The organism is Micromonospora sp. NPDC050495, assembly GCF_040655175.1.
Classification (GTDB): Bacteria; Actinomycetota; Actinomycetes; order Mycobacteriales; family Micromonosporaceae; genus Micromonospora.
In genome coordinates, this window is the sequence record NZ_JBFAJK010000001.1 from 57,072 (window position 1) to 70,761 (window position 13,690).

Annotated in this window: 12 protein-coding genes and 1 pseudogene; 8 read left to right on the forward strand and 5 right to left on the reverse strand. The window is 75.3% G+C overall.

Annotation, left to right across the window (positions count from 1 at the left end; translation table 11 throughout):
• The first annotated feature begins 115 nt into the window (after window positions 1-115).
• The gene (locus AB0I11_RS00275; protein WP_357308230.1) at window positions 116-2,719 is read left to right on the forward strand and encodes a helix-turn-helix domain-containing protein; all 2,604 of its coding nucleotides are present in this window, start codon (window positions 116-118) and stop codon (window positions 2,717-2,719) included.
• Window positions 2,720-3,122: 403 nt separating this feature from the next.
• On the opposite strand, the gene AB0I11_RS00280 is transcribed toward AB0I11_RS00275, so the two are convergent.
• On the reverse strand, window positions 3,123-3,623 hold the full coding sequence (locus AB0I11_RS00280; protein WP_357308233.1) for a MarR family transcriptional regulator: 501 nt from the start codon (window positions 3,621-3,623) through the stop codon (window positions 3,123-3,125).
• Between the two features lie 101 nt (window positions 3,624-3,724).
• On the opposite strand from AB0I11_RS00280, the gene AB0I11_RS00285 reads away from it, so the two are divergent.
• On the forward strand, window positions 3,725-4,306 hold the full coding sequence (locus AB0I11_RS00285) for a YceI family protein (protein WP_357308236.1): 582 nt from the start codon (window positions 3,725-3,727) through the stop codon (window positions 4,304-4,306).
• 244 nt (window positions 4,307-4,550) lie between these two features.
• Window positions 4,551-6,029, forward strand: coding sequence for a glutamate--cysteine ligase (locus tag AB0I11_RS00290; RefSeq protein WP_357308239.1), 1,479 nt, complete (start codon window positions 4,551-4,553; stop codon window positions 6,027-6,029).
• Window positions 6,030-6,986: 957 nt separating this feature from the next.
• Here AB0I11_RS00290 and AB0I11_RS00295 read toward each other — a convergent pair.
• Window positions 6,987-7,853: pseudogene (locus AB0I11_RS00295) on the reverse strand (hypothetical protein); the annotation flags it as partial.
• 95 nt (window positions 7,854-7,948) lie between these two features.
• Between AB0I11_RS00295 and AB0I11_RS00300 the strand changes: the two are divergent.
• Both AB0I11_RS00300 and AB0I11_RS00305 read left to right on the forward strand, forming a co-directional pair.
• Complete coding sequence (locus AB0I11_RS00300; RefSeq protein WP_357308242.1) at window positions 7,949-8,647, forward strand: PASTA domain-containing protein; 699 nt, start codon at window positions 7,949-7,951, stop codon at window positions 8,645-8,647.
• Window positions 8,648-8,741: 94 nt separating this feature from the next.
• Window positions 8,742-9,749, forward strand: coding sequence for a PASTA domain-containing protein (locus AB0I11_RS00305; protein ID WP_357308245.1), 1,008 nt, complete (start codon window positions 8,742-8,744; stop codon window positions 9,747-9,749).
• Between the two features lie 3 nt (window positions 9,750-9,752).
• Here AB0I11_RS00305 and AB0I11_RS00310 read toward each other — a convergent pair whose 3' ends face one another.
• Window positions 9,753-10,178: an LPXTG cell wall anchor domain-containing protein gene (locus tag AB0I11_RS00310; RefSeq protein WP_357308248.1), complete on the reverse strand. Its 426-nt coding sequence runs from the start codon at window positions 10,176-10,178 to the stop codon at window positions 9,753-9,755.
• Between the two features lie 100 nt (window positions 10,179-10,278).
• Window positions 10,279-10,560, reverse strand: a complete 282-nt coding sequence (locus AB0I11_RS00315; protein WP_046563117.1) for a hypothetical protein — start codon at window positions 10,558-10,560, stop codon at window positions 10,279-10,281.
• Window positions 10,561-11,184: 624 nt separating this feature from the next.
• Between AB0I11_RS00315 and AB0I11_RS00320 the strand changes: the two genes are divergently transcribed.
• The 3 genes from AB0I11_RS00320 (at window position 11,185) to AB0I11_RS00330 (ending at window position 12,872) form a co-directional block, all read left to right on the forward strand.
• Window positions 11,185-12,066: a helix-turn-helix transcriptional regulator gene (locus AB0I11_RS00320; RefSeq protein ID WP_357308252.1), complete on the forward strand. Its 882-nt coding sequence runs from the start codon at window positions 11,185-11,187 to the stop codon at window positions 12,064-12,066.
• Window positions 12,036-12,257, forward strand: coding sequence for a DUF397 domain-containing protein (locus AB0I11_RS00325; protein ID WP_357308255.1), 222 nt, complete (start codon window positions 12,036-12,038; stop codon window positions 12,255-12,257). Before AB0I11_RS00320 ends, AB0I11_RS00325 begins: the two co-directional genes overlap by 31 nt.
• Before the next feature lie 213 nt (window positions 12,258-12,470).
• Entirely contained in the window at window positions 12,471-12,872 is a 402-nt protein-coding gene (locus AB0I11_RS00330) for a hypothetical protein (RefSeq protein WP_357308258.1), read from the forward strand.
• Here the strand turns inward: AB0I11_RS00330 and AB0I11_RS00335 are convergent.
• Window positions 12,840-13,445: a hypothetical protein gene (locus tag AB0I11_RS00335; protein WP_357308261.1), complete on the reverse strand. Its 606-nt coding sequence runs from the start codon at window positions 13,443-13,445 to the stop codon at window positions 12,840-12,842. The genes AB0I11_RS00330 and AB0I11_RS00335 overlap by 33 nt on opposite strands.
• Window positions 13,446-13,690 lie beyond the last annotated feature (245 nt).

Here is a 13,690-nt window from a genome sequence, read left to right on the forward strand (position 1 = left end):
CCAGGCCCGGGACGGGTCCGGCCGTGCCGTCCGCCTGTCGGATATCGGCGGCCGAACGTCGGCTGGCCGACGATGGGCTGTGGGCGGTCGCACCCGATCCGTACTCTTCGTGACCATGACGCCCGGTCATGATCGTTCGCGCCCGGATGGTCGCCTGCGGCTGTCCGAACTGCTGCGTGGGCACCGGCTGGCCGCCGGCCTCACCCAGGCGGAGCTGGCCGCCCGGGCGGGCATCGGGGTGCGTACCGTCCGCGATCTGGAGCGCGGCCGCTCGGCCCGGCCCCAGCGCACCACCATCGATCTGCTCGCCGACGCGCTCGGCCTGACCGGCGACGCCCGGCGGGCCGTCCTGGCCGCGGCCCGGCCGGCGCGGCCCGGCGGGCCCGACCCGGCCGGCGCCCCCGATGCCCCCGCCGCGTCACTCCCGGCCGCCCGGCAGCTCGCCGTCACCGGCGCCACGACCACCGGCACCGGTACGCCGATCGCGCTGCCCCAGCCGGTCACCCTGATCGGCCGGGACCGGGACGTCGCCGAGGTGGCCGCCCTGCTCGCCGCGGACCGTGCCGTGGTGAGCCTGGTGGGGCTGGCCGGGGTCGGCAAGAGCGCGCTCGCGCTCACCGTCGCGTACGCGGTGGCCGCCGACCATCCGGGCGGCGTCGCCGGGGTGCTGGTCGGCGAGGGATCCGAGGCGGGCGACGTGCTCGCCGCCGCGCTCGCGGTGCTCGGCGTCAACCGGCCGGCCGACCTCGCCTGCCGGCTCGCCGATCGACCGGCGTTGCTGCTGGTGGACGCGGTGGAACGGGCACCCGAGGCGGTCGCCGAGGCGCTGCGCGTGCTGCTCGCCGCCGCGCCGACGCTGCGGGTGCTGATCACCGGTCGGCGTCCGGCCGGCCTCCCCGGCGAGCTGGTCCGCCCCGTCGCGCCGCTGGACGTACCCCCGGCCGGGGTGACCCCCGCCGACCCGGCCGAGCTGGCCCGGTGGCCGGCCACGGCGCTTTTCGCCGCCCGGCTGGCCCAGGCTCGGCCCGAGCCGCCGACCCCGGCCGAGCTGCCGGCGCTCGCCGCGCTGGTCCGCCGGCTCGGTGGCCTGCCGCTGGCCATCGAGCTGATGGCCGCCCGGGGCCGGATCCTCGACGTCACCGAGCTGCTCGACCGGTACGGCGACCGCGTCCTCGACCTGGCCACCGGCGGCCGCCCCGGCTGGGAGCCCGCCGCCCGGGCGGCCGCACCGGTCACCCTGCGCGAGGCGGTGGCGACCAGCTACCGGCTGCTCGCGCCGGCGGAGCGCGCGGCGCTGCGCCGGCTCGCCGCGTTCCGCAACCGGTGGTCGGTGGAACTGGGCGAGGAGCTGCTGGCCGACGGCGGCCCGCGGCAGGACGCCCTGCCGCTCCTCGAGCGGCTGCGCGAACTCGGCCTGCTCAGCATCCGGGGCACCGGGCCGCTCCGGTTCCGCCTGCTCGACGCGGTCCGTGACTTCGCCACCGAGCAGGCGGCCGGCGAGGGCGAGCTGGCCGCGATCCGGCACCGGCACGCGCTGGTGATCACCGGGCTGGCGCTGCGGACCGCGCCGGAGCTGGTCGGCGCGGACCTCACCGGCACGGTCCGCCGGCTCGACGAGGTGACCAGCGACATCATCGCCGCGCTCGGGCACGCCGCCGAGCACGATCCGCTGACCGCGCTGCGGCTGGCGGCGGCGTTGCCGCGCTGGTGGCGACTGCGCGGGCGGGACATCTCCGGCCGCCGCTGGCTGCGCCGGCTGCTGGCCGACCCGCGGACCGCCGACGCCCGCCCGCTGCTGCGCGCCTGGGCGATGACCGGGGCGGCGCGGCTGGCCGCCGAGCACGCCGCCGAGCTGGAGGAGCTGCCCGCGGCGCGCGCGGCGCTGGCCATCTTCCAGGCGGAGGGCGAGGTGACCGGCGAGCTGTCCGCCCGTTCGGTGCTCTGCACGCTGCTGCCCGCCGCCGGGGCGCACGACGAGGCCCGGGCACAGGGTGAGGCCGTGCTCGACCTGGCCGCCCGGCACGGCCGGGTACGTGAGATGGCGGTCGCCCACCACCACCTGACCTGGCACGACCTCCGGGTGGGGGACCTGGCCGGGGCGCGGCGCCGGCTGGCCGCGGTGGACCGGCTGGCCGCCGAGTGCGGTGAGCAGCGGCTCCGGGTGCTGGTCCGGGCCGACCTCGCCGAGGTGACCCGGCTGGAGGGCCGGTACGTCGACGCCGTGGCGCAGGGGCGCCGGGCGGCGGCGGCGCTGGCGGAGCTGGGCGATCCGGGGCACCGGCGGCGGGTGCTCGGCACGGTGGGGCTGGCCCTGGCCGAGGCGGGACGCGCCGACGAGGCGCTGGCGGTGGTGGCCGAACTGCGCCCGTTCCGGGTGGCACCGGGGCAGCGCGGACCGGTCGGCGACCTGGCCGCTGCCGGGGCGGGCCGCTCCCGGCGCCCGGAGGACGCGGTCTGTGCGTTGATCGAGGGGCACCTGGCGCTGCGCCGGGGTGATCGGGAAGCGGCCGCCGAGTGGTTCGCCGCGGCCGCGCACGCGGCTGCCGGGGCGCGGGACCGGCGCGACGCGATCGAGGCGCTGGTGGGTCTTGCGGCGACCACGGCCGACGTGGCGGTGCTGGAGCGGCTGGACCGGGCCCGCCGGTCGACCGGGGTCAGTCTGGTCACCCGCGAGGAGGAGCTGCTCTACGCCCTGGTGGCCGCCCGGCCACGCGCCTGACGTCGGCTGGGCCATCGGGCGGCCCGGGACGGGTTGCGGTGCAGGACGGTGGGCGGGAGCTGCCCGGGCGGGAGGGCCATCACGCGAGAGAGCGGGGGTGGCGCGAGCGAAGTAGCCCCCTGATGTTGCCCCTCGCTCATCGCTCGCGCCAGCACCCCCCGGTGCGCCCCCGCTCGTGGGAAGCGTAGCCAGAACGTCGACGTCTTTTGGGGGGTTTTCGCGGCCTTTGCGGCGGAGCTGTGTCGGTTCTGCCGGTGGTTCTGCCGGTGACCGGCGGGTACGCCGCTCGCCCTCGGAGCGCCGCCCGGGCCCGAACTGACCGGGCTGCCGGTCGGCCGCCGGCGGCGCCGGTACAGGTGATGCCGGCGCCACCGGGGTGGCGCATCTGGGTGGAGGTGCGGCGTCAGCAGTCTCCGGCGCCGGCCGGGAGAGGGTCGGTGCTGCCCGCGGTGGCGCCGGGGTGCACCGCGTCGCGGACCCGCCGCAGCCCGTCGAGCAGGGCGTCCAGGGCGGCCGGGTCGAGCTGGCCGGTGAACCACTGCTCGATGATCTGCACGTGCCCCGGCAGGGTCTGGTCCAGCCGGGCCAGGCCTGCGGCGGTGACCACCGCGTACGAGCTGCGCCGGTCGGACGGGCAGGCCCGGCGGCGGAGCAGCCCGTCGCGCTCCATCCGGTCCACCACCCGCGTCACCCCGCTGGTGGAGAGGGAGGTCTGTGCCGCCAGGTCGGTCATCCGGAGCTGGTGACCCGGTGAGCGGGTGAGCCGCATCAGCACCTCGAACTCGACCGCCGAGAGGCCGTGCTCCTCGAACTGGGCGCTGAACCGGGCCGACAGCCCGGCGGTCGCCTCGAAGAGCAGGCCGATGGCGGTGATCCGCGGGTCGTCGAAGACGTTCTGGTCCACGAAGCCATCCTAGCAGTACTTGACACATGGAATATTGCTATGCTTATAGTTGCTGAGTCAGTCGTTGGCCTACTAAACCATCTCCCCTGGAGGACCGCACCATGACCAGCAGCACCGAAGCCGTTACCCGCGACTGGGAGGGCCTCACCATCCCCGCCGCCGGCACCTACCTGCTGGACGTCGCCCACAAGCGCGTCGGGTTCGTCGCGCGGCACATGATGGTCAGCAAGGTACGCGGTGAGTTCGCCGACGCCACCGCCACCATCACCGTCGCCGAGGACCCCATGCAGTCCTCGGTGACCGCCACCATCCAGGCCGCCAGCATCAACACCGCCCAGGCGGACCGGGACGCGCACCTGCGCAGCCCCGAGTTCCTCGACGTCGAGCAGTTCCCGACCCTGGAGTTCCGCAGCACCGGCGTGAAGTCCCGGGACGGCAACGAGTTCGTCCTCGCCGGTGAGCTGACCATCCGTGGCGTCACCCGCCCGGTCGACCTCGAGGTCGAGTTCGAGGGCGTCGGCCGCAGCCCCTTCGGGCAGGACATCTTCGGCTTCTCCGCGTCCACCGAGATCGACCGCGAGGAGTTCGGCCTCACCTGGAACGTCGCGCTGGAGACCGGCGGCGTCCTGGTCGGCAAGAAGATCAAGATCGAGATCGAGGGCGAGGCCGTCCGCCAGGCCTGACCTTCCGTACGCCCGAACGGGCCCGTGCCGTCACCCGACGGCGCGGGCCCGTTCGTCTTCAGGTGCGAATTGTCACGTGTTGTTCGTCGGTTGCCAGGTGGTGCGGCGGGTGGCGGCTGGGTAGGAGTCCAGACCTGCGCCCACCGGTGTTCGACCGTCCGGGCGCACTTACGGACTCAACGTGAATGGTTCACAATGCGTTGCGGAACGGTACGGTTCCGTCGCACCGGCGCCGGGAGGACATATGGGCAGAGACGTCGAGCAGGGCGCCTTCTCCCGGGAGGACCGGGTCCGCTACCGGCAGAAGGTCCGGCGGTGCCTGGACGTCTTCGCGCTGATGCTGGACGACTTCGGCTTCGACGCCGACCGCCCGATGACCGGGCTGGAGATCGAGCTGAACCTGGTCGACTCCGCGGCCGAACCGGCCATGCGTAACGACCAGATCCTCGCCGACATCGCCGACCCGCTCTTCCAGACCGAGCTGGGCCAGTTCAACCTCGAGCTGAACGCCTCACCCCGACTGATCGAGGCCAGCGGCTTCGCCGACTACGAGCAGGACCTGCGCAGCAGCCTCAGCCGCGCCGACGAACGGGCCGCCAAGTCCGATGCCAAGATCGTGATGGTCGGCATCCTGCCCACCCTCACCGAGCGCCACCTGGTCGCCGACAACCTCTCCACGAACGAGCGCTACCGGGTGCTCAACGACCAGATCGTCGGCGCCCGGGGCGAGGACATCGAGCTGGACATCCGGGGCGTGGAACGGCTCCGGACGCACACCGACTCGATCGCCCCCGAGGCCGCCTGCACCAGCCTCCAGTTCCACCTCCAGGTCGCGCCGGACAGCTTCGCCGACTACTGGAACGCCTCCCAGGCCATCGCCGGGGTGCAGGTGGCGGTCGGCGCGAACTCGCCCTTCCTCTACGGCCGCCAGCTCTGGGCGGAGACCAGGATCGCCCTCTTCGAGCAGGCCACCGACACCCGCCCGGACGAGCTCAAGGCCCAGGGCGTACGGCCCCGGGTGTGGTTCGGCGAGCGGTGGATCACCTCGATCTTCGACCTCTTCGAGGAGAACGTCCGCTACTTCCCGCCGCTGCTGCCGATCGTCGAGGACGAAGACCCGGTGGAGGTGCTGCATGCCGGAGGCGTACCGGAGCTGGCCGAGTTGCGGCTGCACAACGGCACCGTCTACCGCTGGAACCGCCCGGTCTACGACATCATGAACGGCCGGCCGCACCTGCGGGTGGAGAACCGGGTGCTGCCCGCCGGGCCGACCGTGGTGGACATGCTGGCCAACGCGGCCTTCTACTTCGGGCTGGCCCGTGGTCTCGCCGAGGCGGACCGGCCCATCTGGAGCCAGCTCACCTTCTCCTCGGCCGAGGAGAACTTCCACGCCGCCGCGCGGCGCGGCATGGACGCCGTGCTGCACTGGCCGCGCCTCGGCGAGGTGCCGGTGACCAAGCTGGTGCTCGACGTGCTGCTGCCCACGGCCGCGGCCGGCCTGGACCGGTTCGGCGTCGCGCCGGCCGAGCGGGACCGCCTGCTCGACGTCATCGAGCAGCGCTGCCGTACCGGCCGCAACGGGGCGGTCTGGCAGACCGAGGCGGTCTGGGCGGCCGAGCGGCACCGGGGCATGGACCGGGACGCCGCGCTGCACCACATGCTGACCCGGTACGCCGAACTCCAGCGCAGCAACGAGCCGGTGCACACCTGGCCGGTGGACTGACCGCCCGGCCGGGCCCGCGCGCCGGTCATCGAGCTTGATCGAGCGGATCTGGTCAAGGGCGGTGCGGTCGGCACGCCGCCGGTCGGGGCGAGCACGGGACGTTCGGCCGGGGATGTGGTGCCCGGCCAGGAAGAGCCTGGCCGCGCGGGTCGGGGCGTCGGCGCAGCCCTTTTACGTGAGTGCTCAGCGACTGCGGCGGCGGGCCTTGCCGCCGGTCGCCGGGCCGGTGCCGTCCTGCTCCGACCCGCTGGCGGTGCCGGTCCCGTCCGCCGGTCCGTCCGGGTCCGGTGTGCCGCCGTCCCCGCCGTCGAGCGCTGCGTCCATCGGCCGCCGCTGAGGCGGGATGGCCCGGCCCCGGTCACCGACGGGCCGCGCCGTCGTGGCGCTCCCCGCCGTCGTGGCGCTCTCCGCTGGCGCGGCGCTCCCCGTCGCCTTCGCGGCGTCCGGGCCGGCGGTGGCCGGTCGGGCGCTGGACGCACCCGCACCCGCCCGGGCGCTGGACGCACCCGCACCCGCCCGGGCGCTGGACGCACCCGCACCCGCCCGGGCCGACCCCTTGGAGCTGCCCGATCGCGGGCCCGACGCGGCCCGGCTCGGGCCGGACGCACTCCGGCCGGACGTACCGGAGCCGGACGCACCAGAGCCGGCCTCCGGCGTGGCCGTTCCGCCGGGTGCCCCGGCGGGCGGCTCGGCGGCGTCGGCGGGGGCGGGGGCGGGGGCGTCGGCCGGCGTGCCGGTCCCGGCGGACCGGCGTCCGAAGAGGCGCCGGCGCGGCGGTGACGGCTCCACCGGTGCCGCGTCGGCGCGGACCTCGGCGGCCGTCCCGCCGGACCCGTGCCCGGTGTGGTCGTCACGCACCTCGGCGGCCGTCCCGTCGGACCCGTGCCCGGTGTACTCGTCCGGCTCGCCGGTGCGCTGCCGGGGCAGCGTCACACCGGCCCGCGTCGCGGCCCGCAGTTCGGCCCGCTGGGCCAGGGCGGCGACCAGCACCGAGCCGGCGATCCCGGCGATCACCGCGTACGGGGCGATCAGGTGGGCCGACACCTGCTCGGGGGAGATCCCCGCGAGCCTCGGCACGGCCAGCAGGTAGGCCAGCGCGACGAGAATCGGTCCGGCCGCACCGGAGGCCGCCGCGCCGACCCGCCGCTCCGCCAGCCGGGCCGTACGCCGGGCGGCGAGCGCGCCGATCACCACCGCCGAGCCCATCGCGAGCAGGGCCCCCGGCCAGTAGAAGTAGTCCCGGATCCAGTACCGGTCGCTGTCCGCGCTGATCTGCCAGATGCCGAGTTGGGCGGTGCCCAGGCCGCGCCCGGAGAGCACCCCGTCGACGACGGAGACCACGGCGAGCAGCCAGAGCCAGCCGGTGGTGGCGACCAGGTTGGTCGCGGCGGCCCGGGAGTGCAGCGCCCAGACCGCGAGCAGCAGCCCGATGAGCAGGCCGAGCGCGGCGTACCCGGCGGCGACGGTCTGCGGGGCGAAGGTGTCCGGCACCTGGGCGGCGCGGGCCGGTACGGCGACCAGCAGCACGGTGACCAGGGCGCCGATCCCGGCGGCGACGGCCAGGGTGAGCCGCCGCAGCGTACGGCCGGATTCCGGGTCATCTCCCGGCAACCGGTCGGCGCAGACCGCGCCGGCCACCACCGAGGTGGCGGAGATCCAGGTGGCCCAGGCCAGGCTCGCCACCCAGGCCGCCTCGACCGGCGCATCCCCCGGCGCCCAGTTGAGGATGCCGAGGCCGTAGCCGAAGCCCAGCTGTGCCGCACCGGCGCCGGCGGCGACGCCGAGCGCGGTGGCGATCGATGCTCCCCAGCCCCGTCTGGCCATGCGGGGGAGCGTAGCGTCCCAGCGTCGGCGCGGCGAGTGGAGGCGCTAGTCTCCTCCGCGCCGTGACGGCTTGGTGGCGGCCGGTACGGTCGCCGGTGACTGAGGCGGTGGACGCGATGACGGACGACGGGCACCCGGACGGGACGCACGACCCGGGGTCGGACCGGATGAGGCTGGTCCTCGGCGGCGGCCTCGTGGTGGTCCTGCTCGCGATGGTCGGCGCGAGCGGCGGCTGGCTGCTCGCCGGCAAGCCGGACCGGGTCGCCGCACCGGTCACCACCGGCGGACCGTCGAGCGGGCCGAGCAGCGTCGCCCCGACCGGAGCGCCGCAGACCTCCCCGGCGGAGCGCCCCACCACCCCGCGGACCACCGCTCCGGTCGGGCTCACCGTGCCCGAGGTGGTGGGCACCGACTTCGAGGCGGCCCGACGGCAGTTGCGGGACCGGAAGCTCGGCTGGCAGCTCGTCTTCGGCACCGGCGCCGGCCGGTCCGTGCAGCGCGCCTCGCCCGCGCCGGGTACGCCGGTGCGCCGTGGCGTCACCGTCACCCTCTGGGTCAGCGGGCCGGCCCCGGCGGTCGCGGTGCGCGACGTGGTCGGTGAGGACTGCGACGACGCCGCGGACGACCTGGTCGAGGCGGGCCTCTACCCGCGCTACCGGACCGGCCGCCGCGGCCCGGTCACCGCCCAGGAACCGGCCGGCGGCGCGGCGGCGCACTGGAACGACCCGGTGGGCCTGAGCTGTGGTGGCGCGCCGGCCGACACCCCGGCGACCACCCTGTCCCCGACACCGTGACGGCCGGCTCGCCGCGCTGATCCCGGCCGGTGGTTGCCCGGCCCGATACCGTGCACGGGTAGGGCCAGCGGGCCCGGCGGGGAAAGGACGTGCCATGAGCGACGACCGTCAGGAGCCCCCCGCCGGGGACGCCGACGCCACCCGGGCGATGCCGCCGGCCGCAGACCCGGACGCGACCCGCCCCGCGACCCCCGTCGACCCCGACGCGACGCAGCTGATGGCCGCTGGCGACGCCGAGCCGAGTCGGCCCGTGCCCGCCGGTGACCCGGACGCGACCCGGCCCGTGCCCGCCGGTGGTGACCCGGACGCGACGCAGATGATGGCCGCTGGCGATGCCGAGCCGAGTCGGCCCGCGCCCGCCGGTGACCCGGACGCGACGCGGCCCGTGTCCGGTGGTGGCAGCGATGCCGAGGCGACCCGGGCCATGCCGAGGGCCGGAGCGGCGGGCGGGCCAGGGCCGGACGCGACCCGGCCGCTGCCCCGCGCGGGCTCCACCGCGCAGCAGCCACCGGTGGGTGGGGCCGCACCGGTCCCGCCGGCCTGGTCCGGGCGGGCCGGGGTGCCGACGCGTCCGGCCGGCTATCAGGAGGCCGGCGCCGAGTGGTACGCCGAGGAGCAGGCCGGCCGTCGCTGGTGGATGCCGATCCTGCTGGGCATCCTCGCCCTGGTGCTGATCGCACTGATCGGGTTGGGGGTCTGGTGGGCCCTGCGGGCGGCCGAGCGGGACCCGGCTCCCGGGCCGCTGCCGTCGGCCGCGCCGACCACCGCCCCCCGGACGAGCGCCGCGCCGACCACGGCGGCGCCGAGCACCGCCGCGCCCACCACGGCCAGCCCCACGAGCGCGGAGGTGCCGATGCCGCCGCTGGTCGGGTTGCCGGAGGCGGCCGCCCGGGCGGCCCTGGACCGGCTGGACGTGGACTACCGGGTGCGGACGCGGGAGTCGGACCAGCCGGCCGGCACGGTGATCGAGACCGATCCGGTGGCGGGCGAGCCGCTCTCCCCGGGCGACCGGGTCACCATCGTGGTGGCCGAGCCGGCCGCCGCGCCGACGACGGCTGCCGGCACGCCGACCTCCGGTCCGACGGCGACCGCTACTCCCTGAGCGTCACCACTGCCGGCGTCTGGTGCCCACCAGACCCAGCCCGGCCAGCGAGATGGCGAGGCCGAGCAGCCCGGAGTAGAAGAGCGAGCGGCTGACGTCCGCGGTGCTCGGCAGGCCCGCCGGTTCGGCCAGCGCGCCCGCGCCGGCCCCGCCGCCCGACACGTTCGGGCTGGGCGCCACCCCGAACGCCTCGGCGTCGGCCCAGCCGGCCTCGTCCTCCGGGTCGGTGGCCGGCGCGCTGCCCTCGCCGGCCACGGTGATCTCCGGAGCCGGTACGGGTTCGTTCAACTGCTCGGTGGCAGAGAAGGCGGGGTGGCGGACCACGAGTGCGAGTACGGTCGCGGCTCCGAGGACCGCCAGGAGCCCGAAGGCGTAGCTGATACGGGACCGGTGGTGCCGCCGCGCGGCGGGCAGATTGACCATGACCATCCCAGGTTCAGGGTCCGGGACGCGCGGGGTGGATACGTTCGCCGGGGTGGCGTACCGATTCTATGGCGGCGGTACGCCCCCCGACCGGGCAATCGTCGGGTCAGACCCGGACCGGGGTCCGGATCACCGGGCGTCGGGTCCGTACGGTGTGCTGGCGCGGCACCGGCGCGGCGTGCAGCTGCTCCAGCCCCGACTGCTGTACGAAGATCGACCGTCGGTTGATCGCGTCCCCCGCCGCGTTCAACTCGTAGCCGTCGAGCCAGAGCCAACCGTCGTAGGTCGGCCAGTCGAGCACCCGGATCACCCGGAAGGTGATCGGTCGAAAGAACTGGACACTCGCCGCGCGAGTCACGTGCAGTACGTCACCGGAGCGGGGAAGCACATGGGCTCCTGGGGAGTTCGGCCGGCCGGCGGGCCGGCGGAGGGCTGATCGGGGGTCATCTGCGCCCGGCGCCGGGGTCGTGCCCTGGGGGACCGGCTGTTCAGGTACGTCGGTGCTGGTCGGGGTGCCCGCGGTGGCGGGCCACCCCCCGACCATCACCCGGCTGCTCCCGGTTACCGCTCCCGCCGCCGCAGCCACGCTGGCGTGCAGCGGCGGGGCATCACCCCGGGGCAGGTCGCACGGCGCGGGACGGCTCCCCTCCTGCCGTCCCACGGTCCATGGGATCACCACGCCGGGAGATCATGCGGAGACGGTGAGTAACCCGTGCCATACCGACAGAGTGCACCAGCGACGTGCTTCATGCAAGTTGCACGTCGGCTTTTGCCGATACGCGAGCACGACACGTGAACGGGACGCTTGATGCCTCAGGTGCCGGGACGGCACACTGGACGCCGGTTTCGCCCGACGCGGCCGGTCGACGACCGGCACCATCCCTGCCGCGAACGATCCCGCCGTCACGTCGGCCGCGCCCCCGGCGGGTGTCGCACCGGGCGCGACGACCGGAGGTGTCCGGGTGAGCGCGAGGAGTCAACGTTCCCGTCCAGCGGGCCGGAGGGCCGCGTCGTGACCGAGCGGCGCAGCCCCACCATCCGGCGTCGCCGCCTGGGGGCGGAACTCCGCCGGCAACGGGAGGCCGCCGGCATCACCATCGAGGTGGTCGCCGAGCAGCTGGAGTGCTCCGCTTCCAAGATCTCCCGGATCGAGACCGGCCACACCTCGGCCACCCCGCGCGACGTGCGGGACATGCTCCGGATCTACGGGGTGGTCGGCGCGGAGAGCGACGAGCTGGTGCAGATCGCCCGCGAGGCCCGGCAGAAGGGCTGGTGGCACCCGTACAGCACGGTCCTGGTCGGGGCGTACGTGGGGCTGGAGGCGGCGGCCAGCTCGATCCGGGCGTACGAGCAGCAGGTCGTGCCGGGCCTGCTGGAGACCGAGGAGTATGCGGGCGCGATGATCCGGGCCGCCCGGCCCGACTTCACCGTCGAGCAGGTTCAACAGCGGGTGCGTGTCCGTCTGGGCCGCCAGTCGTTGTTGACGCAGGACGATCCGGTCGATCTGTGGGTGGTGCTCGATGAGGCGGTGCTGAGCCGGCCGGTTGGCGGCGACGAGGTGATGCGTGGCCAGCTCAGCCGGTTGGTGGAGGTAGCCCAACTGCCGAACGTGACGTTGCAGGTCCTGCCCTTCGAGGTGGGAGCGCACGCCGGCATGGACGGCACCTTCACGATCCTCAGCTTCCCCGAACCGAGTGATCCCGATGTCGTGTACGCGGAGAACGCCACGGGTGGGCTCTTCCTCGAGAAGAGCGACGAACTGCAGAAGTACAGCTTCATCTTCGATCACATTCGAGCAGCGGCCATACGCCCGGAGGAATCCATCGCACACATTGCAAAACTGGCAGAGGAGCCGCTGTGGAAATGGCGACCAAGGAGTTCCCCGTGGACCTGACGCAGGCGACGTGGTTCAAGAGTTCGAAGAGCGGGCCGAACTGTGACAACTGCGTGGAGGTCGCATACGTGCCCGGGGCGGTCGGCGTCCGGGACTCGAAGGACAAGACCGGGCCGGCCCTGGTCTTCGCCCCGGGTGACTGGCACGCCTTCGTCGCCGGCGCGCGGAGCGGCGGGTTGGTCCGGGGCTGATCGACCCCGGCCCTGATCCGGCCCCGCGCCGCCCGGCGGCGCGCCGGACCGGATGACGGCCCCCGGACCAGAAGCGTGGTCCCGCCCGGCAGCGTGGCCGGGCGGGACCATTTCGTCCGCCTCGACCGGTGGCGCTCCCGGCCACCCGTCGCCAGTTCCGTCCCGCCTCGTTGAACCGCACGGATCGGCAACCGAACGAGGCAGGCGAGACGGATGACGACGATCGGCTCAGAGAACCTCACCAACGGTCCGGGAAAGCCGGAGCGGTTCGGCGGCAAGTACCGCGGGGCGCGCCGGGACACCGTGCTCACCGAGGTCTCCTCCACCGACAGCGAGATCGGCGGCCGGGACACCGCCGGGCCCGAGCAGGCCACCCCGCCGCTCACCCTGCCCTCGCTGGACCCGAACCCGCTCACCGAGCCGTCCTTCCCGCCCAGCGGCTGGCCGGTCGAGCAGCCCGAGTCGCTGGTCGACCACCCGTTGCTGCGCGGCCTGCTGATGGAGCTGCCCCCCAAGGGCAGCGTCCCGCCGCCGGGCTGGCTGGACCGCTGGTTCGAGGCGACCCGGGCGATCCTGGAGCTGCTATACGTGCAGGGCACCGGCCGCTCGCGGTGACCCGGCGGTCGCCGGCGGTGGCGCCGCCCGCTCGGCGAACCGGTTGTGTCGCAGCGCGTGGCGTACCCCGATCGTCGTGACGGCCAGCCAACCCACGGTGATCGCCGGGCCGGTCACGGCGGGCGCGGCGAGCAGGTCCAGGCCGGCGGCCGAGACCACCGCGGGCAGCACCGCGATCGCGGTGACCTGGATCGGGAGCCCGACCAGCGGGTGGGCCGCGGCCGCACGCAGGCCGTGCGGGGCCGGGGTGTCCGGCGCGGCGGCGAAGGCGCCCGCGCCGGCCCGCAGCCGGCGGATCCGCCGGATCGAGCAGGCCGCCACGACCAGCGCGGGCGCGGCGGCGAGCAGGAGCCCGCGGCCGGCCCGGTCGATCGGCGTGGCGCCCGCGCTCAGCAGACCCGCGACCAGGACGGCCGCGGTCAGCGCCAGGCCGGTCAGGGTGAGGGCGGACAACCAGCGGGTACGCCGGCGCAGCGCGCGGGCCCGGTCCAGGTTCGGCAGGCCGTCCGCGACGAGGGCGGCGGCCACCCAGACGGCGGCGGCGGGCAGCAGCACGGTGAGCTGGTCGTCCATGGGTCCAGCCTGGTCCAGGCCGGCGGCCGGGGGATCCGGGAGCGCACCCCGGTTCGTCCCGTACCTCGTCCCGTAGGGGGTCATCCCATCGGTGTTATTGGCGCTTCGGCATGTACCCGACGGCGGGACGGCACCCTAGGCTCGGGCTGACACCGCACCGAGCGGAACCGAGACCAACCTTCCCACCGGCGTCCGGCGGTCACCCACCCGGGTGGCCGCCGCGCGTCGTCGTCGGGCGCGGCGGC

Bases quoted from the DNA above. Each gene is read 5' to 3' on its own strand.
- AB0I11_RS00325 (WP_357308255.1), top strand. From the start codon at position 12,036: ATGGCGACCAAGGAGTTCCCCGTGGACCTGACGCAGGCGACGTGGTTC.
- AB0I11_RS00290 (WP_357308239.1), top strand. From the start codon at position 4,551: ATGGGCAGAGACGTCGAGCAGGGCGCCTTCTCCCGGGAGGACCGGGTC.
- AB0I11_RS00330 (WP_357308258.1), top strand. From the start codon at position 12,471: ATGACGACGATCGGCTCAGAGAACCTCACCAACGGTCCGGGAAAGCCG.
- AB0I11_RS00275 (WP_357308230.1), top strand. From the start codon at position 116: ATGACGCCCGGTCATGATCGTTCGCGCCCGGATGGTCGCCTGCGGCTG.
- AB0I11_RS00285 (WP_357308236.1), top strand. From the start codon at position 3,725: ATGACCAGCAGCACCGAAGCCGTTACCCGCGACTGGGAGGGCCTCACC.
- AB0I11_RS00305 (WP_357308245.1), top strand. From the start codon at position 8,742: ATGAGCGACGACCGTCAGGAGCCCCCCGCCGGGGACGCCGACGCCACC.
- AB0I11_RS00310 (WP_357308248.1), bottom strand. From the start codon at position 10,178: ATGGTCATGGTCAATCTGCCCGCCGCGCGGCGGCACCACCGGTCCCGT.
- AB0I11_RS00335 (WP_357308261.1), bottom strand. From the start codon at position 13,445: ATGGACGACCAGCTCACCGTGCTGCTGCCCGCCGCCGCCGTCTGGGTG.